19 protein-coding genes are annotated in these 18,280 nt (G+C 40.1%); 6 read left to right on the top strand and 13 right to left on the bottom strand.

Features of this window, described 5'->3' with window-relative positions; genetic code table 11:
- Window positions 1-133: 133 nt before the first annotated feature.
- Together HT697_RS01825 and HT697_RS01820 are read left to right on the top strand one after the other, a co-directional pair.
- A complete protein-coding gene (locus tag HT697_RS01825; protein WP_173261921.1) occupies window positions 134-580 on the top strand; it encodes a DUF1836 domain-containing protein in 447 nt (148 codons plus the stop codon).
- Entirely contained in the window at window positions 577-1,224 is a 648-nt protein-coding gene (locus HT697_RS01820) for a hemolysin III family protein (RefSeq protein ID WP_173261918.1), read from the top strand. The genes HT697_RS01825 and HT697_RS01820 overlap by 4 nt, the downstream gene beginning before the upstream one ends.
- A gap of 20 nt (window positions 1,225-1,244) precedes the next feature.
- Here the strand turns inward: HT697_RS01820 and pdxT are convergent, their stop codons facing one another.
- The 3 genes from pdxT to HT697_RS01805 all read right to left on the bottom strand — a co-directional run bounded on the left by pdxT (window position 1,245) and on the right by HT697_RS01805 (window position 4,234).
- Window positions 1,245-1,826: a pyridoxal 5'-phosphate synthase glutaminase subunit PdxT gene (gene pdxT, locus HT697_RS01815; RefSeq protein WP_173261915.1), complete on the bottom strand. Its 582-nt coding sequence runs from the start codon at window positions 1,824-1,826 to the stop codon at window positions 1,245-1,247.
- Window positions 1,827-2,702, bottom strand: coding sequence for a pyridoxal 5'-phosphate synthase lyase subunit PdxS (pdxS, locus tag HT697_RS01810; protein WP_000138517.1), 876 nt, complete (start codon window positions 2,700-2,702; stop codon window positions 1,827-1,829). It lies immediately after the preceding gene.
- A 152-nt stretch (window positions 2,703-2,854) separates the two neighbouring features.
- Window positions 2,855-4,234: an FAD-dependent oxidoreductase gene (locus HT697_RS01805; RefSeq protein ID WP_050242086.1), complete on the bottom strand. Its 1,380-nt coding sequence runs from the start codon at window positions 4,232-4,234 to the stop codon at window positions 2,855-2,857.
- Between the two features lie 143 nt (window positions 4,235-4,377).
- Here HT697_RS01805 and HT697_RS01800 point away from each other — a divergent pair, with 143 nt between their 5' ends.
- The 4 genes from HT697_RS01800 to HT697_RS01785 are packed head-to-tail and all read left to right on the top strand — an operon-like array spanning window position 4,378 to window position 7,375.
- Entirely contained in the window at window positions 4,378-4,560 is a 183-nt protein-coding gene (locus tag HT697_RS01800; protein ID WP_173261954.1) for a hypothetical protein, read from the top strand.
- Window positions 4,530-5,453 (top strand): FAD:protein FMN transferase, encoded by a 924-nt coding sequence (locus HT697_RS01795; protein WP_173261912.1) that lies wholly within the window; start codon window positions 4,530-4,532, stop codon window positions 5,451-5,453. Before HT697_RS01800 ends, HT697_RS01795 begins: the two co-directional genes overlap by 31 nt.
- 59 nt (window positions 5,454-5,512) lie before the next feature.
- A complete protein-coding gene (locus HT697_RS01790; RefSeq protein ID WP_049511449.1) occupies window positions 5,513-6,118 on the top strand; it encodes an NADPH-dependent FMN reductase in 606 nt (201 codons plus the stop codon).
- Window positions 6,119-6,136: 18 nt separating this feature from the next.
- Complete coding sequence (locus HT697_RS01785) at window positions 6,137-7,375, top strand: NAD(P)H-dependent oxidoreductase (protein WP_173261909.1); 1,239 nt, start codon at window positions 6,137-6,139, stop codon at window positions 7,373-7,375.
- 115 nt (window positions 7,376-7,490) lie between these two features.
- On the opposite strand, the gene HT697_RS01780 is transcribed toward HT697_RS01785, so the two are convergent.
- From HT697_RS01780 to HT697_RS01735, 10 genes are all read right to left on the bottom strand, one after another.
- Complete coding sequence (locus tag HT697_RS01780) at window positions 7,491-7,748, bottom strand: DUF896 family protein (protein ID WP_173218654.1); 258 nt, start codon at window positions 7,746-7,748, stop codon at window positions 7,491-7,493.
- A 42-nt stretch (window positions 7,749-7,790) separates the two neighbouring features.
- Window positions 7,791-9,827 (bottom strand): glycine--tRNA ligase subunit beta, encoded by a 2,037-nt coding sequence (glyS, locus tag HT697_RS01775; protein WP_173261906.1) that lies wholly within the window; start codon window positions 9,825-9,827, stop codon window positions 7,791-7,793.
- Between the two features lie 211 nt (window positions 9,828-10,038).
- Window positions 10,039-10,956, bottom strand: a complete 918-nt coding sequence (gene glyQ / locus HT697_RS01770; protein WP_112444194.1) for a glycine--tRNA ligase subunit alpha — start codon at window positions 10,954-10,956, stop codon at window positions 10,039-10,041.
- Window positions 10,957-11,493: 537 nt separating this feature from the next.
- Complete coding sequence (locus HT697_RS01765) at window positions 11,494-12,255, bottom strand: elongation factor Tu (protein WP_173261903.1); 762 nt, start codon at window positions 12,253-12,255, stop codon at window positions 11,494-11,496.
- A gap of 272 nt (window positions 12,256-12,527) precedes the next feature.
- Window positions 12,528-13,370, bottom strand: coding sequence for an aldo/keto reductase (locus HT697_RS01760; protein ID WP_173261900.1), 843 nt, complete (start codon window positions 13,368-13,370; stop codon window positions 12,528-12,530).
- Between the two features lie 255 nt (window positions 13,371-13,625).
- Entirely contained in the window at window positions 13,626-15,017 is a 1,392-nt protein-coding gene (gene pgdA / locus HT697_RS01755) for a peptidoglycan-N-acetylglucosamine deacetylase PgdA (protein ID WP_173261897.1), read from the bottom strand.
- Between the two features lie 234 nt (window positions 15,018-15,251).
- A complete protein-coding gene (locus HT697_RS01750) occupies window positions 15,252-15,851 on the bottom strand; it encodes a DUF6088 family protein (RefSeq protein ID WP_173261894.1) in 600 nt (199 codons plus the stop codon).
- A 98-nt stretch (window positions 15,852-15,949) separates the two neighbouring features.
- The gene (locus HT697_RS01745) at window positions 15,950-16,300 is read right to left on the bottom strand and encodes a hypothetical protein (RefSeq protein ID WP_240149829.1); all 351 of its coding nucleotides are present in this window, start codon (window positions 16,298-16,300) and stop codon (window positions 15,950-15,952) included.
- A 59-nt stretch (window positions 16,301-16,359) separates the two neighbouring features.
- Window positions 16,360-16,863, bottom strand: coding sequence for a hypothetical protein (locus HT697_RS01740; protein WP_239499811.1), 504 nt, complete (start codon window positions 16,861-16,863; stop codon window positions 16,360-16,362).
- Between the two features lie 266 nt (window positions 16,864-17,129).
- The coding region (locus HT697_RS01735) for an FIVAR domain-containing protein (protein ID WP_173261890.1) at window positions 17,130-18,280 on the bottom strand (1,151 nt) is incomplete at its 5' end.

The following is an 18,280-nucleotide window of genomic DNA, read 5'->3' as shown; positions in this document are numbered from 1 at the left end:
TTTTCTCCTCATTTCTGACTAGTTTCTCCCATCATAGCATAATTCAAGCCTTTTCACAAGCAGTTAAAACTTGACTTTCTGTTTTTATTATTTTATAATCTAGTTATTAAAACTAGATTATAAGGAGTTTAAAATGAAAATTACCTTTTCCTACCCAAAATGGGCAGAAATTCCAAACATTGACCTCTATCTGGACCAGGTTTTGCTCTATGTCAATCAGGTCTGCGCTCCTGTCTCTCCAGATAAAGATAAGGGGCTAACAGCATCCATGGTCAATAACTATGTCAAACATGGTTATCTTACAAAGCCTGACAAGAAAAAATACCAACGCCAACAGATTGCCCGTCTGATTGCTATCACAACCCTCAAATCTGTATTTTCGATTCAAGAAATAGCTCAGACACTGAATACTCTCCAAACTCAAGCAAGTTCAGACCAACTCTACGATGCTTTTGTGGACTACATGAACCAAGGAATTGATCCAGCTAACCCCATTATCCAAACCAGCTGCCAAACCGTTAAACTCTATCATCAAACCCTAGCCTTAATCCATCATACTCAAGAGGAGGTAATCCAATGAACACTAGTCTTAAACTCAGCAAACAACTTAGTTTTGGAGAGGAGATTGCTAATAGCGTGACCCATGCCGTAGGTGCAGTTATCATGCTCATCTTACTGCCTATTTCATCAACCTATAGTTATGAGATACACGGATTTTTATCCTCTATCGGCGTTTCCATTTTTGTTATTAGTCTCTTTCTCATGTTCCTCTCATCCACCATTTACCACTCTATGGCCTATGGTTCGACCCATAAATATGTCTTGAGAATTATTGACCATTCTATGATTTATGTGGCTATCGCAGGCTCTTATACGCCAGTCGTCTTAACCTTGATGAATAACTGGTTTGGCTATCTGATTATTGCCATTCAATGGGGAACGACCATCTTTGGTATTCTCTATAAAATCTTTGCTAAAAAAGTCAATGAGAAATTTAGCCTTGCTCTTTACCTGATTATGGGCTGGTTGGTTCTGGCTATCATTCCTGCCATTATCAGTCAAACGACACCAATTTTCTGGAGTCTCATGGTAACTGGCGGACTTTGTTATACAGTTGGGGCTGGATTTTACGCCAAGAAAAAACCTTATTTCCACATGATTTGGCATCTCTTTATCCTAGCCGCATCTGCCCTCCAATACATTGCCATTGTTTATTACATGTAAAAAAGTTGAGAAATTCAATCTCAACTTTTTTCTTTACACATATTGATAAAGTACTGGTGCAAGCGCACATCATCAGTCAATTCTGGATGAAAAGAGGTCACCAGCATATTTTTTTCTTGGGCTGCAACGATTTGATTGTTCACTGTTGCTAGAATTTCTACATCCTCTCCAACACTGCTAATAATTGGACCACGGATAAAGGTCATTGGAATCTGACCGACTCCCTTACATTCTGCTTCCGTGTAGAAACTTCCTAATTGGCGCCCATAGGCATTGCGCTCGACCACCATATCCATAGTTCCTAGATGACTTTCTTCTTGAGAAGCGATTTTCTTAGCCAGCAAAATTAAACCCGCACAGGTCCCAAAGGCTGGTAAACCAGACAGAATGATTTCTCGAATGGGAATCAGCATGTCCTGCTCACGTAAGAGCTTGCCCATAGTTGTAGACTCACCACCAGGCAAAATCAAACCCGACAAGTCAGTCTGATCTTGCTGAAAATCCTCTAAATTTCTGATTTCAACACTCTCGACACCTAATCTCTCTAGTACTTTTGCATGCTCTGCAAAGGCACCTTGCAAGGCCAATATTCCGATTTTCATCTATTTTCCTCGCTCAGCCATGAGAATTTGGATTTCATTTTCATTGATACCAACCATGGCTTCTCCTAAATCTTCAGAGATTTGAGCTAGGATTTGAGGATTACGGAAGTTAGTCACAGCCTTAACAATGGCGCTCGCTCGTTTAACAGGATCTCCTGACTTGAAAATACCTGAACCGACAAAGACACCCTCTGCCCCTAATTGCATCATCAGTGCAGCATCTGCTGGCGTTGCAACGCCTCCAGCTGCGAAGTTTACAACTGGCAATTTCCCATGTTCATGGACATATTGAACCAATTCTACAGGGACTTGCAAGTCCTTAGCAGCAACATAAAGTTCGTCCTCACGCAGGTTTTGAATACGGCGAATTTCCTGATTCATCATACGCATATGTCGAACAGCTTGAACAATATCCCCCGTACCCGGTTCTCCTTTTGTACGAATCATAGAAGCACCTTCAGCGATACGACGCAAGGCTTCACCCAAGTCCTTAGCCCCACAGACAAAAGGAACTTGGAATTCTTTCTTGTCCACATGGAAACGGTCGTCAGCTGGCGATAGAACTTCACTCTCGTCGATATAGTCAATTTCAATAGCCTCTAAAATCTGAGCTTCCACAAAATGCCCGATTCTGACCTTAGCCATTACTGGAATACTAACCGCTTCTTGGATTTCCTTAATCATCTTTGGATCACTCATGCGGGAAACGCCACCAGCTGCACGAATATCAGCTGGAATCCGTTCCAAGGCCATCACAGCTGCCGCACCAGCAGCCTCTGCAATACGGGCCTGTTCAGGGTTCTGAACGTCCATGATTACACCGCCCTTGAGCATCTGTGCCAAGTTTTTATTTAATTCATAACGATTTTCAGTCATTTCTTTATCCTCATCATTTGTATTGGTAGCTACTATTTCATTTTAAGTTAGATTAGAAGGAATCACAAGATAAAAAATGGATAATTGTATGGGTACACATTGACTAAAAAAACTATCTGACCTTAACTTAAGGCCAAATAGTTCATCAAATATTATTTTTCAGCTGTAAGGGCAGCCATTGTAATGTAGTTGTATGGTTTGTTGAAGTGTGGCAAGAAGAAGAGGTCTGTCAATGCCAATTTATCAATTGTAACATGCTCTTGGATAGCAAGTGAGAACATGTGAATTCCCATGCTGATTGCAGAATCGTGTGAAACCATTTGGGCACCAAGAATCTCACGGCTATCTTTGTCAAAGACAATCTTGATGGCAACTTCATGATTGTCATGCTTCATAAATTCTGGTTTTTGAAGATCGTTAAAGCCTGTTTCAGTTGCGTTGTAACCAGCAGCTTTTGCTTTTTCAAGAGTCAAACCAGTTGAAACCATGTGAAGACCATAGATTGAGATACCGTTTGAACCTTGCACACCGATTCCTTCCAATTCATGTCCACAAGCATTGTAGGCACCAACGATACCAGTACGAACAGCGTTTGAAGCAAGGGCGATGTAACTAGTGTCTTTACGAGCATTGTCATAGACAGTCGCACAGTCACCAACGGCAAATACACCTGGGATAGATGTTTCTTGTTTCTTATCTACAAGGAAGGCACCGTTGCGGAAGAGTTCAATCTTACCATCAGCAAGTGCTGTGTTTGGACGGAAACCAACTGCAAGAACAACCATATCCACGTCGAAACTTTCTTTGTCAGTAATCAAGCGTTCAACTTTACCGTCACCTTCGATTGCTTTAACAGTTTGACCAAGAGCCAAGCGGATGTTGTGGTCTTCCAAGTTCTTGGCCATCATTTGTGTGAAGTCTTTGTCGTAGTAGCCGTTCAAAACAGTGTCTACGATATCAACAAGGACAACTTCTTTTCCAAGACGCTCGAAAGCTTCAGCAAGTTCAACACCGATATAACCACCACCAACAACAGCAATACGGTCAAGGTGTTGGCTCTTGTCAGCAAGTTTATTGATAACTTCTTCAGCGTTTTGGTACAATTTCACGAATTGTACATTTTCAAGAGTTGCTTTAAATTCGCGGTTTCCTTTAACAATTTCAACACCTTCGATTGGTGGCAAGATTGGTGTAGAACCTGTAGCGAAAATCAATTTTTCGTATGATTCTTTGTGCTCTTTTCCTTCAACTTCTGCTGTAACCACTTTGTTATCATAGTCGATTGAAAGAACTGGTGAATTCATATAAACCTTAGCACCTTTAGCTTCCAATTTTTCTTTATCAGAATAGAACAAGCCTTCAGCACCGTCAATTTGCTCACCAATCCAAAGGGCCATTCCACATCCTAGGAAAGAGATGTTAGAGTTTTGGTCAAATACAACAATTTCGTTCTCATTTCCAAAATTATCCAACATGGTATTGATACATGCTGTACCAGCGTGGTTAGCACCGACTACAACGATTTTACTCATAGAAAAATTCCTACCTTCAATTTTAAATTTACTCTACTAGTATAACATTTACTGTTAGCGTTTACAAGTGGTTTACTATTATTTCAGGATTTTTTATCAAAAATAATTCTCCATTTATCCTGTTTTCAAGCCTCATGAATTTTATGAGCATATTTCTTGACTTTTTCCAAATTTTATTTGTGAAAAGTCTAACTTTATGGTATTCTAATAACATGAAAATAAAATGTAAGGGCTTCAATTTAGATAATTACTTGATATTACAACTTATTTTCTATAAGAGAAAGGAGTTGGTAGCTTGCCTCTTAGTTCACATTCTGAACGGCTAATGGGGACTACTATCACTATTTCATTAGTAGATGAGCGAGCCGATAGCTTGCTCCAAAAATCCTTTGATTTACTCAGAGAGCTCGAATACCGCTTCAATGCCAATAGTCAGGAATCTGAGTTGATGGAAATCAATCATCAAGCTGGAATAGCCCCCGTCACGGTTCATCCAGACCTGTTTGAGCTAATTTCACTTGGGTTAGAGCATAGCCTAGCGCCCTCTAGTCATCTCAACATCAGCATTGGTCCCCTAATTCAAACCTGGCGTATCGGTTTTTCAGATGCCAAAGTTGCCCAACCTCAAGAAATTGAATCGGTGCTCCCTTTAATCAATCCTCATGATATCGAGTTAGACTCTTCTGCTTCCACTGTGTTCTTGAAACAAAAAGGAATGAAGATCGATCTAGGTTGTTTAGCCAAAGGATACAGTGCGGATAAGGTTGCACAATTTCTGAGAGAAGAGGGAGTGACATCTGCCTTGATCAATCTGGGAGGGAATATCCTGACCATTGGAAAAAATCAGGCAAGAGGAAATCAGCCTTGGCAAATTGGGATTCAAGACCCAGCCAATCCGAGGGGAAATCACTTAATGACCATCCCTGTTGTCAATAAATCTGTCGTGACTTCAGGCATTTATGAACGTCACCTGACAGTCGACGGAAAAGATTACCATCATATTTTTGACAGTCAAACAGGATATCCTGTTGAAACAGAACTCGCTAGTCTCACAATTATCTCTGATAAGTCAGTTGATGGTGAAATCTGGACAACTCGACTCTTTGGAGAAAGACCTGCTTCTATCCTTTGGCAAGTCGAAAGTTTGGAGGGCATCGAAGCCATCCTCATCGATAAAGAGGGCCACCTAAGCTGTTCTTCAGGAATTCCTACTCTATAGAGACAACTGTTTCAATGGAGTTTTAAAATTGTATTATGTAAAAAGAGAAAGGAAATCTCATGTTAAAACTTATTGCTATTGTTGGAACAAATTCAAAACGTTCTACAAACCGTCAATTGCTTCAATACATGCAAAAACACTTTGCTGAAAAAGCTGAAATTGAACTTGTTGAAATCAAGGATATCCCTGTCTTCAACAAACCAGCTGACAAGCAAGTACCTGCTGAAATCTTAGAAATTGCTGCTAAAATCGAAGAGGCAGATGGCGTTATTATCGGTACTCCTGAGTACGACCACTCTATCCCAGCTGTTTTGATGAGCGCTCTTGCTTGGTTGTCTTATGGTATTTACCCACTCTTGAACAAACCAATCATGATTACAGGTGCTTCTTACGGTACGCTTGGTTCATCACGTGCTCAAATGCAACTTCGCCAAATCTTAAACGCACCAGAAATCAAAGCAAGTGTCCTTCCTGATGAATTCTTGCTTTCACATTCTCTTCAAGCCTTTAATCCAAGTGGAGATCTAGTAGATCTTGATGTTATTAAAAAACTGGATGCCACTTTTGACGACTTCCGTATCTTTGTAAAAATTACAGAAAAATTGCGTAACGCACAAGCCCTACTTCGCAAAGATGCTGAAGACTTTGACTGGGAAAATTTGTAAGATAGGAGACCAAAAAGAATGAAATTTGTTGGACTTGTAGGATCAAACTACGATCAATCATATAACCGTAAACTCTTGGAATTCATCCGCCGTCACTTCAAACTCAAATTTGAATTAGAAGTTCTCGAAATTGATGAAGTTCCAATGTTTAACCAAGACGAAAAATGGGATGAAAGTTTCCAATTACGTTATTTATATAACAAAATTACTCGTGCTGATGGTGTCATTATTGCTACTCCTGAGCACAACCACACAATCTCAGCTTCTCTAAAATCGGTTCTTGAATGGCTTTCATACGAAGTTCATCCATTTGAAAACAAACCAGTTATGATTGTGGGAGCTTCTTACTACGACCAAGGTACTTCTCGTGCCCAAGTTCACCTTCGTAAGATTCTTGACGCTCCAGGTGTCAATGCCTACACTCTTCCAGGAAATGAATTCCTTCTTGGTAAAGCCAAAGAAGCTTTTGATGTTGATGGGAATATAACAAATGAAGGAACTGTTAATTTCCTTGAAACATGTTTAGACAACTTTGTAAAATATGTGGGAGTCGTTTCAAAATTGAAAAAACCAAAACCAATCGCACCAGAAGATTTATATTGTACAAAACCAATCGCAACTACAATTCAAGGTGTTGACCCTGATGATCCTGAATGGGTAGAAAAAGCAGCTGAGCTTGTTGGAGCTGTTTCAGGAGATACTTACGTTAAATTAGACCACGGTATCTTGACAGTTAACCAAATTGATATGTTCTTGAAAGCAATGCCATTTGAGTTGACATATGCGGATGATAATAACCAATTCTTGTACTATAATAACGCCCATCAAGATCCAAATACAATGTATGGTAAACGTGTGCGCGTTCAAGCAGGTAGCCGACTAGGAACAGTACATGCTTCCCTACCACCTGAAAGAATGAAAAACGTTGAATGGGTTGTCGGTGTACTACGTAACGGAGATCAAGAATATGTCCGTACAATTGTGCCGGGAACACCTGAAGGTGTTATCAATACCCATAATTACCAAGCAATGTACTATCCAGATGGTTCATATGCTGGAATCAATGAGATTATCTTTAATTTCCAACCATGGCTTGACTGGTACCTCAATACAACTGGTCAACGTCTAGTTGGTGGAAATGCTGTAGCTCCTGCTGGAGGACACGGTGGCGCAGATGCCACATCTGGAGCTTCAGATTCAGGTGATGCTGGAGGTCACGGTGGTGGCGCAGACGCTACAGCTGGTGCAAGTTACTAATGATAGTTTTAGGAACCATTTTGGTTCCTTTTTTAGTGACAAAAGACTAGCAGTTTGTGTCTGCTAGTCTTTTGGTTATTATTTTATCTATCCTTGTTAAAAGAAAGAATACATATTACGAATTTGGGTCATCGAGACTACGACCATGTAAGCCTTTTTCACGTTGGACTTGACGTAGTTTCTCTGGTGTAACATCGTTTCCTTCTTCGTCAACAATTTTGATTCCCTCAATGTGGTGACGAACAGTGCGACGATAACCTTCGATGTACTCCTCACGTAGTTTGGCTTGTTCTACTTTTTCTTCTGAGGTCAAGCCTTCTGTTTTTTTCTTTTTGGCAAGCTCGTTAATACGATCAATTTTTTTAGGATCCATGTTTCTCTCCTTTGTGATAAGATAAAGTCCGTTTATCAAATTTTATTTAGTGTTAATTTGGTTAAAACGAGCAAGCTTAGCTGCTTTTTGAGTTAAATGAGACAAGATTGCCAAACGATTTTGTCGAACAGTCTGATCTTCAGCCATAACCATAGTATTCTCAAAGAAGGCATCGATGACAGGGCTAAGCGCAAAGAGTTGTTTCAATTGCTGACTGGCAGATCCTGATAAAATAAGTGATTCTACGGCTTCTGCTAAAGCCTTCTCTTCTTCATTCTCAAAGAGAACTGGATCAACAGTATCAGTTCCTTCGGCTTTCTCAGCCAAATTAAAGGCACGAGAAAGTGATTCAACAGATGGTTTGAAGTCTTCTTCCTTGCTTGCTTCCACGAGAGCACTTGCTGCTTCCAACATATCCGCCACAACAAAGTTCGAACTTGCAAGTACTGCTTCCTTGATGTCTTTTGGAGTAGACCCCATCATCTTATCAACACGAGCCTTGATAAAGTCCATAACCTCTGACTTATTTTCATAAGTCAAGCTGTCAAATGTTAAAGCATAAAGGCTATCAATCAACTCATCCATAGCAATGTGCCAACCAAAGGCATCCAAGATACGAACCACACCTTGGGTCGCACGACGAAGGGCATAAGGGTCATTAGAACCTGATGGAATCAAACCTACTGAGAAGAAACTCAAAATCGTATCCAATTTGTCTGCAATGGCTAGAATGGCTCCAACCTTGCTCTCTGGAAGTTCTCCTTCGGCTGATGTAGGCATGTAGTGTTCACGAATAGCAGCTGCCACCGCTGGAGTTTCCCCAGCAAGAAGGGCATATTTCTCCCCCATAATTCCTTGGAGTTCGTCAAATTCACCAACCATACCTGTCAACAAGTCAAACTTGTAAATGGCTGCTGCACGGGCTAGGTCAACTGTTTCATCCACTGACAAACCAGCTTTTTCTGCCAAAAGTACAGCGATTTGACCCGTACGAATCATGTGTTCACGAAGGGAACCAATTTTCTCATGGAAAGTCACATTGTTTAATTTTTCAACAAGGTCAGAAATCACCAATTTTTGGTCTTCACGCCAGAAGAATTCTCCGTCTTCCAAACGAGCTACCAAGACTTTTTCATTTCCTTTAATGACATTTTCCAAATGCTCTGCGTTTCCGTTACGGACTGAAATGAAATTTGGCAAGAGTTTGCCGTTTTGATCACGAACAACAAAGTAACGTTGGTGTTCTTTCATTGAAGTCACCAAAACTTCTTCTGGAACTTCAAGGTATTTGGCATCAAAACTTCCCATAAAGGCAGTTGGGTATTCAACCAAGTTCAAGACTTCATTAAGCAAATCAGCATCAATTTCGATATGTACACCATGCTCAGCTTCGATTGCCTTGATTTGGTCAACAATCATTTGCTCGCGTTCACGTGGATCTGCAATTACAAACTGACGACGAAGGTCTTCTTCATAGCTCAATGCTGACTGAATCTTAGTTTCTTTTCCCAAGAAACGATGGCCACGGCTCACACGACCGCCCTTGATATCAAGGAAATCCAAATCAAACTCTTCTTCATCTAAAAGAACAGTTAAAGTGTGAACAGGGCGGATATATTCAAAGGTGTTGTTAGCCCAGTGCATGCTGACAGGGAAAGTCAATGACTTCAAGACATCTACAACACCAGGAACAATGGCTTCAACTGCTTGACCAATTTCTTCCTTGGTAACATAGACATATTCTTCACCCTTAATTTCACGGAATTCGATATCTTCAACAGTCAAGCCTTTTCCACGGACAAATCCTTGAGCTGCTTTGGTGAAGTTCCCATCACCATCCAAGGCAATTTTCTTTGCTGGACCCTTGAAATCTTCTGTCAAATCAGACTGTTTTTCTGCAAGACCAGTCACACGAACAGCCAAACGACGTGGTGTTGAGAAGGTTTGAATGGCTTCAAAAGACAGGCGGTTTTCCTTGAGGAAGGCTGCCATTTTTTCACCTAGTTGTTTTTCACTTGGTGTGACAACATAGGCTGGTAATTCTTCAAGACCGAGTTCTACTAATAAGTTTTTTGTCATGTTTTTTCTCCGAAAAGTATCTTTTTATTTTCCAGCTTGCCTTATGTGATTGGCACGCAAGCAACCAACTTCGTTGTTTCATTGCTAAAATTGGAGCCAAAAGTCTCCAATTTTGCCTAGTATCCTTAGCTTCACTAAGGATACCTTCATCACTGCGGCAACTAGCTCAGGGCTCACTCTGTTCGCCCATTTTCGTAATTTGTCACTCTCTTTATTCTGCGTCTTCTGCTAAGAGTTTAGCTCGTGTTGCTTCATCTAAAAGTGGGTAGCCTAGGCGTTTTCGTTCTGCGACAAAGGTTTTGGCTACGACACGGGCCAAGTTACGGATACGAGCGATATAGCCCGCGCGTTCGGTTACAGAAACGGCACCACGCGCATCAAGCAGGTTAAAGGTGTGTGAACATTTGAGAACATAGTCATAGGCAGGGTGTACCAAGCCTTCTTCCAAGGCGCGACCAGCTTCTTTTTCAAACTTATCAAAGTTTTCAAGCAACATTTCTTGGTCAGAAATTTCAAATGAATATTTTGAGTGCTCATACTCAGGCTGAATAAAGATTTCTCCGTATTTTACACCATCGGCCCACTCAATATCATAGACAGAATCTACTTCTTGGATGTAAGAAGCCAAGCGTTCCAAACCATAGGTAACTTCCGCAGTCACAGGGCCAGTTGCCAATCCACCGACTTGTTGGAAATAAGTGAACTGAGTAATTTCCATACCGTCAAGCCAAACTTCCCAACCAAGACCAGCTGAACCAGTTGAAGGATTTTCCCAGTTGTCTTCAACGAAACGAATATCGTGCTCCAAAGGATTGATACCCAATTTTTCCAAAGACTCAAGGTAAAGTTCTTGGATGTTTGATGGAGAAGGTTTCATGACCACTTGGAATTGGTGGTGTTGGTAAAGACGGTTAGGGTTTTCCCCGTAACGACCGTCAGCAGGACGACGTGATGGCTCTACATAAGCCGCATTCCATGGCTCAGGTCCGATAGCACGAAGGAAAGTGTAAGGACTCATAGTTCCCGCACCTTTTTCATTGTCATAAGCCTGCATAAGCATACAACCTTGGTCATTCCAAAATTGTTGCAAAGTCAAAATAATTTCTTGAAATGTTATTTTCTTAGACATTGTTTACTCCTTTTTATATAAATTACTTGCGACACGAGTCTGCCTCGGCGATCATACGAGGCAAGACGAGTTAGTACTGCGTCTAGCTCAGGCATTCTAGTGCTGAGCGTGGGGCAGTCCGACTGTAAGGAGGTTTCTGCCACTGACGCAGTGGAAAGTCAATTTTTTAGACATTGTTTACTCCTTTTTCTATAAATTACTTGCGACACGAGTCTGCCTCGTCGATCATACGAGGCAAGACGAGTTAGTACTGCGTCTAGCTCAGGCATTATAGTGCTGAGCGTGGGGCAGTCCGACTGTAAGGAGGTTTCTGCCACTGACGCAGTGGAAAGTCAATTTTTTAGACATTGTTTACTCCTTTTTCTAAATTCTTGTGACACGAGTCTGCCTCGTCGATCATACGAGGCAAGACGAGTTAGTACTGCTTCTAGCTCAGGCACTCTAGTGCTGAGCGTGGGGCAGTCCGACTGTAAGGAGGTTTCTGCCACTGACGCAGTGGAAAGTCAATTTTTTAGACATTGTTTACTCCTTTAGTTTTTATATTTCTTTTTCAATTAATTTCTGCTGAACAAACCAATTTAACAAGGGAAGAGTTTTATCTGTATTTGCCCATAGATGATAAGAATCGAAGACCGCTTGTACACTACCTAGATTTTCTACCAACTTATCTATTGTCAAAAAACTACGCCAGTATTCGTAAAAAATACTTGCATAGTTCTTATCATAAGTCGAAGAACCAAAATCATTCAATGAATGCCAACCATACTTCTTCTGAAAAAGTTCTACTAGAGATTGATTACAAATTTTTTCCGCTTGAAATTCCTCTTCTGTCAAGAAATACTTGCGACTAATATATTCAACCATCCCCTCTTCGAACCAGATATAAGAGTCATAACCATCAAAATCACCTAAAAAATGCTCCGACCAATGAGCTAACTCATGTCCTACAATCTGTAAGAGGAAATTTTCAGATAAAGAATGATAGTGACTTTCTATTGCTTGAGTTTGCTCAGAACACTCGTAGCCCATCAACTGATACAAATACAACTCTTTCCAAACAGCTAAATCAGGCGTCATAACCATTCGTCTATTATTTGTATAGGCTGGAACAGCGCTTTCCCTAATAATCTGTGTAGCAGCATTAAAACTTGACCAAATAACGGCTTGCGGTAAATCACAGACTGCAAGTTCATTCTTTAAAAAAGATTGATAATCTTTCAACTTTTCAGTATTTCTTACTACAAAATCACGAAATGCAGCTAGTTGACTATCGTCTTTTACAAGATAAAGGTTTTCCACGTCTCTCCTTTCTTTCACACAATAGACTGAATAAGCAAAAGAACCGCGTCCGACAATCCTAGGTTGATTTAACCTAGGGGCGTCAGAAACGCGGTTCCACCCTAATTTATTACTTCATTGTTTTTGAAAATACTACAGAAAGCGCCAGCTCTTGATTTTGTTCTACTTGGCTCCCACTATCCCAAGCTCGCTTGAAGAACGCCATAAGACTTTCTTTCCTGCTGACTATTATATCAAAAATTAGAATAATGTACAATTCTTTTTATGATTTTCTAAAAATCCACATCATCAACTCGTGGAGCACCAGATTGAACAGCAATCGTTTTTAAGGTTTCTCGTTCCTCTTTACTTAATTCAATTCCAAAGCAATCAAGATTAGCCTGAATACGAGATGCTGTAACAGATTTCGGAAGTGGTAAAAATCCTTCTGCCAAGCTCCAGGCCAAGGCTATCTGAGCAACAGACTTTCCGTGATTTGTTGCTATTTCTTGCACTTCCTTGCTATCAAAAAGTTCTCCCTGACCAAAAGGGCCCCAAGCTTCCAATAAAATTCCTTTTTCTCTACAGTAAGCTACGACTTCCTCTTGATACACACCTGGTGCCAAGCGAACTTGATTGACCGCAGGAAGGATAGTTGCAGTTTCAAGCAAGGCATCCAAATGATGGGGAAGAAAATTGCTAACGCCGATAGCACGGATTTTCCCTTCTTGATAGAGGTCTTCCATCGCTCTCCAGACCTCAGCATTTCGGATTTTCCATGCGTCATTTTCTCTGAGCGGTTTTGGGTTCGGCCAATGAATCAAATACAGATCCAAATAATCCAAACCCAGCTTCTCTAAAGACTCTTCAAAAGCCTGATGAGCTTGCTCATAGGTCTGTTGGCTATTCCACAGCTTGGTAGTTACGAACATTTCTTCACGTGGAACTCCGCTATCTTTGATTGCTTGACCAACACTTTCTTCATTCTGATAAATCGCCGCCGTATCAATATGACGATAACCAGCCTTCAAGGCTTCTAACACTGCACGATAGGCTTCTTCTCCATCCTTAGCCTTAAAAGTTCCAAATCCCAATACTGGAATTTCTACTCCATTATTTAATTGATAGGTATTCATATGCTTCTCCTTCTATTTTATACTCTCTTCAAACCACGTCAACGTCGCCTTGCCGTAGGTATTGTTACTGACTTCGTCAGTTCTATCCACAACCTCAAAACACTGTTTTGAGCAACCTGCAGCTAGTTTCCTAGTTTGCTCTTTGATTTTCATTGAGTATTATTCATCAATTATAGCATAAAACATTTTTTAATTAGTACTATCTTTTATAAAAAATAAGTCTATCACATATCTGACAGACCTATTTTTTCTTGCTTATTCATCACGACTATAATACAGTTCATGAGCTTTTAGGCGAGTATTGAGCATCTCTGGTATGGTCACAAAGGTATAACCTTGTTTTTTCAAATACTCAATGACCCTTGGCAAGGCATTGACTGTCGGACTGTGAATATCATGCATCAAAACGATAGAGCCGTTAGCTACTTGATGCTGAATTTCCGTCAAAATAGCTGCTTCATTTTTACTCTTCCAGTCCAGACTATCCACATCCCACATGATAAAGCTCAAATCCAAGCTATTGCGAATATCATCTGTAATGGCTCCATAAGGCGGGCGCATGAGTTTTGAACTAGAACCCAGCACTTTAGTTAGCACATCCTCAGTATCAGTAATCTGCTTTTTAGCTTCATCAAGAGAAAGTTGCGAGAGAATCGGATGGCTCCAACTATGGTTTCCAACAACATGACCTTCGGATTTTATCCTCTTCACCAAGTCCTCATTCCCAGAAACATTTTTCCCAAGCACAAAGAAAGTGGCTTTAACACCATATTTAGCTAGAGTCTCTAATGCCTGCGGGGTCGTTGCTGGATTTGGACCATCATCAAAGGTTAGAGCGACAACTTTTTGATGTTTCTTATCAAAGTAAGACTGGTACAAGGCCGCATCTTTTTCGAGTAAGTACGAAGATTGGATAACATCAAAGAAAGCAGATACTGGCAAGGCTATCTCTTCTAAATTTTCAACCGCAGGACTTGGATAAAGGATAATCTGACTATCCTTGTAATCAAAATTCCATGCAGATAAGTCTTGGTCAGAGAAGTTTTTTATAATCTGCTCACTCTGGTCTTGATCCAATTTTTTATCCTCTAGGACGGAGGTCAATTCTTTTATCAGTTGTTCCTTAGCCTTACTAGCATCTGAAAACAGTTGGTCAAGTGTAAAAGGTTGCCCATCTTCTGTTAAGTGAACCTTTCCTAGACTGGTCTTTTCTGTCTCTTCAACCTTAAAATCAACTAAATCATAGATTTGTTTGGTTACATTACGATTGACGACTCCCTTTAAACCTGACTCTTCTTGCTCTGTATAGTAGAAAACAAGAGTGTCCTTACTTTCTAGCTTGTCCTTAACATCTTGATTTATCAGCTCCTTAACAGACGAAATCACTTGCTCCCCTTGGAGAGGATAATAGGCAATCACTTCGGCTTGTCCCTTACGAAAATGCTCCTTCTGATTTCCCTCACTCAATTGATCGTCTTTCTCTTTTTTGAGCGATTCAATCTTTTGCTCAAAACTTTTTTGCTGGTAGATCTTAAAAGCAATAAATCCGCCTAATAAGCAAATAGAAATTGCTAAAATACCAATCAAAGCCAATAATACATGTCTCTTTTTCCCGTGTCTGCCACGTCCCAGTCTACTTTTATTCATATTTATATCATAACAAATTTGAGCAATAATTTCAATGATACAGTTTGGCAATCCACAATTCCTCTAGCAAGCCAAAGCATCTCACATCAACTCGATCAGCCCTATCTGTAGGAACCATCTAGTTTTCTATCTATGGAATTTCTAGTGGATTGAAGCTAGAATAGACACCGTGACTTCTAAAAACATTCTGAGAAATTGATTTATTTTTCCCAATCGATTTATCCTCAAACATCCCTATACCTCTGATATTTTCTTGATAATACTATATACCCAGACACTTGTAGTTTTACCTTCAGCTAGTAATGTTGACTTTTCTTCTTCAGATAATTTTTTCCGTAAGTAGTCAATCTGCTGAGAAGTAATGTTCTCTTTCCCCATTGCCTTGACAGATTGTATCACTATTGCAGTTAAGGTTGACATATTTGAAATATCTCCATTATTTCTATGCTTAAATTCTATCCTTGCCTTACCAACATTAAAACTGGCATATCTTCCATCTGATATATAGGTCCATTTTGCTGGTACCTGCGTAGATAAACCAAGTAAATTAAGGGCTGTGTTTCCCGATGGAGCAATGGTCCAATTATATTTTCTAGCAATAGCATCAGCAACTTCATCCACAGAGGCCATTGCATACTCTCCAATCAGTTCTATATATTTTGGTTTATAATAAATACCTTTCAAAATGCGAGTAACCTTTTTGTCTTTTACAAGACGATTTAATGTACTACGAACAGTTTCATCTCCTGCAATATCAAAGAAATCATTTGCTATAAAAACTTGATTCGATTCAAAATTTTCTATCCTGTTTACTATTTCCTGCTTATCGTTCATCTATCACGCCTCCTTTGCGCCGAATATGATGCTATTTTTGGTGCAAAAAGTCAAATGAGAGTCATTTTATCAAGAGGGAACAGACCTCTTACAATTTCTTATGTAAAATCTCTATCCATTTTTATCCCATTTCTTATTTCAGTAATAGCTTGATTATAAAAATCATGATAATCAGCCGCATTTATTTCTTTTATAATAACGCCATATGTACACAAGAGTATTCTCACATTATCATCTAAATCTCCAACTTTCGAGTAAAAATACACCTTTGTAAATTCAAAATGTTTCTTCTTGTATGCGAGTAGCCACCACAAATCGATTTCAGCTAAATCGAAAGCAAAACCAAGGATATGCACATCATTGCTTACAAAATAATCAATCCATGAATGATGATAAAAATCATTTTTAGAATTCCATCTTCTTAATAATTCAGACGTATATCCTATCACCTGCGAAAGCAAATAACCATAATGGTATTGTCCGAGTATAATAGAATTTTTTCTGGTTGCTATTCCATGTATATGCCATAATTTTTTCGATCACCTAATTTTATATACTGATAGATTCCTAGTTCCTTTTCCTTTTTACTGATTTCACCCTCTTTCCTATATCCATATAGATTTAAGATTTTTCCAATAGATGGATTAGTACAAATTGTTTTTTCAAACTCAAAGCTGTAATTCGTCGTCAAAATATTCTCTACTTCTAAGTTCAATAAATCCTCAAGAAACTCTTTCTTCCTTTTTGAAATTGTCATCTTATCCTTCAAAAAATCAGTTAGTTCCTCTGCGACAGTTTCTTCTTTCCCCTCATAGTTTACTGAAATCCTCATCGGAAAACTTAAAGAATCGCTTATCTCAGCATGTAATGAACGTTTCTCCGCCTCTTTTTCACCTCTAAACTTGTCGACATTAAAGAAATCATCATTTTCTGGCTCGCTCGCAAATAATCTATTGATACCATTCCCTACTAATAAAATAGGTTTATTTTTTCTGCTTTCATGTTTTCCCATTCCATTACCCCTTCTATTTTCGAAGCGCTTACATACACTCCTAAAGAAAGATGGATAGAAAGACGCTTTTCAACTTCTTTCTATCCATTACTTCCTTCAAGAGTCCACACCAGTAATTTTCAGTTCCATTTCATGAACTATCTTACTTGTCTCGTGTTTCTTCTTTATCTTACTCTACCATCAAAGACTTCTACTTGTACTAGAAGATGACGCTATCCAGCCATGTAGTAACTTCTATGGTCGCCTGCGATATTTCAACATGTCGCTTATCTTAACTGAGCAAGAATAGCTTTGAGTTTCTCAATCAACTCATCTTCTGTGTGGTCAGACTCTTTCTCATTGGCTAGGAAGGCAACTGCTTGAGCGAGAGCTTCTCGTGCTTGGTCAAGGACTTTCGCATCTACACTTGTAAGGTCGCCGTCTTGCAGAATCTTAGTCAATTCCTTGATCAATTTCTTGAGTTCTGACTCTTTCTTACGACGCGCGATGAGGAAGAGAAGGAGACCAAGAAGGGCGAGCAGACTAGCAATCATCGTACCGTATGGAAGATGACCTTGTTCTTTCCTTGTTTCTTTCGTTTCTTCTTCATCCTTAGTCGTTTGCTTACCTTTCAAGGATTCGAGTGCTTCTTTGACCTTAGCAGTAACCTCTCTCAAGCCTGCCTCTGTCAAGTCAGCATTTCTAAGGGCTTCTTGACCCTCTCCGAGAATGACCTTCGCAGCGTCGATGACAGATTGATCAATACCATCCAAGTCTTTCAAACGAGTTTCTAGTTCTTCAACCAATCGAGCAAGCTCAGACTTGTCAACAGGACGAGTCTCGCTAGGAGTTGCTGTATCGCCTGAATTGTTTGGAGTGTTTGTAGAAACTGGTGTTTCTTGAGCTGGAGTACTTGCTTGAGCCTGTCCAACAGTAGACGATGGAGTAGCAGGGGTGGTGTTGCTACTATCGTCGGTCGTCACACCAGGGGCTGGAGTGTTGCCACTGTTACCTGGTGTCACACTATCGCTATTGCTGTCAGCAGGGGTGGTAGTACCGCCGTTGTTCGTATTAGCACTATTATTAGTGTCGCCACTAGTATTGCTGTTACTACTATTGTCGGTATTATCACCGTTGTTGGTGTTAGCACTATTGTTAGTGTTACCATCATTACTTGGTACAGAAGTTGGTTTATCTACCAAGCCTTCTTTGGCTTTATCAAGTTCTTTCTTCGCTTCATCCACTTTCGCTTTCGCATCCGCTACGTCTTGTTCCGTTGCGTTCGCGTTCGCAATCACTTTTTCAGCTTCGGTTACAGCTTCTTGAGCTTTTGCCTTCGCGTCTTCATAAGCTTTCTTACTTGCTTCTGTCTTACCAGATGTTGATGCTCCTGGAGTAAGGGCTGCTTCCAAGTCCTCTTTCGCATTCGTCAGAGCTG

The organism is Streptococcus sp. 1621, from assembly GCF_013276615.1.
Taxonomy (GTDB): domain Bacteria; phylum Bacillota; class Bacilli; order Lactobacillales; family Streptococcaceae; genus Streptococcus.
Note: the sequence above shows the minus strand (reverse complement) of the source record. Positions and strands in the feature narration are given on the sequence as shown.

Excerpts from the sequence above, each read along its gene's own strand:
- HT697_RS01800 (WP_173261954.1), top strand. The coding sequence starts at position 4,378 with ATGAGCATATTTCTTGACTTTTTCCAAATTTTATTTGTGAAAAGTCTA.
- HT697_RS01825 (WP_173261921.1), top strand. The coding sequence starts at position 134 with ATGAAAATTACCTTTTCCTACCCAAAATGGGCAGAAATTCCAAACATT.
- HT697_RS01805 (WP_050242086.1), bottom strand. The coding sequence starts at position 4,234 with ATGAGTAAAATCGTTGTAGTCGGTGCTAACCACGCTGGTACAGCATGT.
- pdxS (WP_000138517.1), bottom strand. The coding sequence starts at position 2,702 with ATGACTGAAAATCGTTATGAATTAAATAAAAACTTGGCACAGATGCTC.
- HT697_RS01740 (WP_239499811.1), bottom strand. The coding sequence starts at position 16,863 with ATGGGAAAACATGAAAGCAGAAAAAATAAACCTATTTTATTAGTAGGG.
- HT697_RS01750 (WP_173261894.1), bottom strand. The coding sequence starts at position 15,851 with ATGAACGATAAGCAGGAAATAGTAAACAGGATAGAAAATTTTGAATCG.
- HT697_RS01780 (WP_173218654.1), bottom strand. The coding sequence starts at position 7,748 with ATGGATCCTAAAAAAATTGATCGTATTAACGAGCTTGCCAAAAAGAAA.
- glyQ (WP_112444194.1), bottom strand. The coding sequence starts at position 10,956 with ATGTCTAAGAAAATAACATTTCAAGAAATTATTTTGACTTTGCAACAA.
- pdxT (WP_173261915.1), bottom strand. The coding sequence starts at position 1,826 with ATGAAAATCGGAATATTGGCCTTGCAAGGTGCCTTTGCAGAGCATGCA.
- HT697_RS01760 (WP_173261900.1), bottom strand. The coding sequence starts at position 13,370 with ATGAATACCTATCAATTAAATAATGGAGTAGAAATTCCAGTATTGGGA.
- HT697_RS01785 (WP_173261909.1), top strand. The coding sequence starts at position 6,137 with ATGAAATTTGTTGGACTTGTAGGATCAAACTACGATCAATCATATAAC.
- pgdA (WP_173261897.1), bottom strand. The coding sequence starts at position 15,017 with ATGAATAAAAGTAGACTGGGACGTGGCAGACACGGGAAAAAGAGACAT.
- HT697_RS01790 (WP_049511449.1), top strand. The coding sequence starts at position 5,513 with ATGTTAAAACTTATTGCTATTGTTGGAACAAATTCAAAACGTTCTACA.
- HT697_RS01820 (WP_173261918.1), top strand. The coding sequence starts at position 577 with ATGAACACTAGTCTTAAACTCAGCAAACAACTTAGTTTTGGAGAGGAG.
- glyS (WP_173261906.1), bottom strand. The coding sequence starts at position 9,827 with ATGACAAAAAACTTATTAGTAGAACTCGGTCTTGAAGAATTACCAGCC.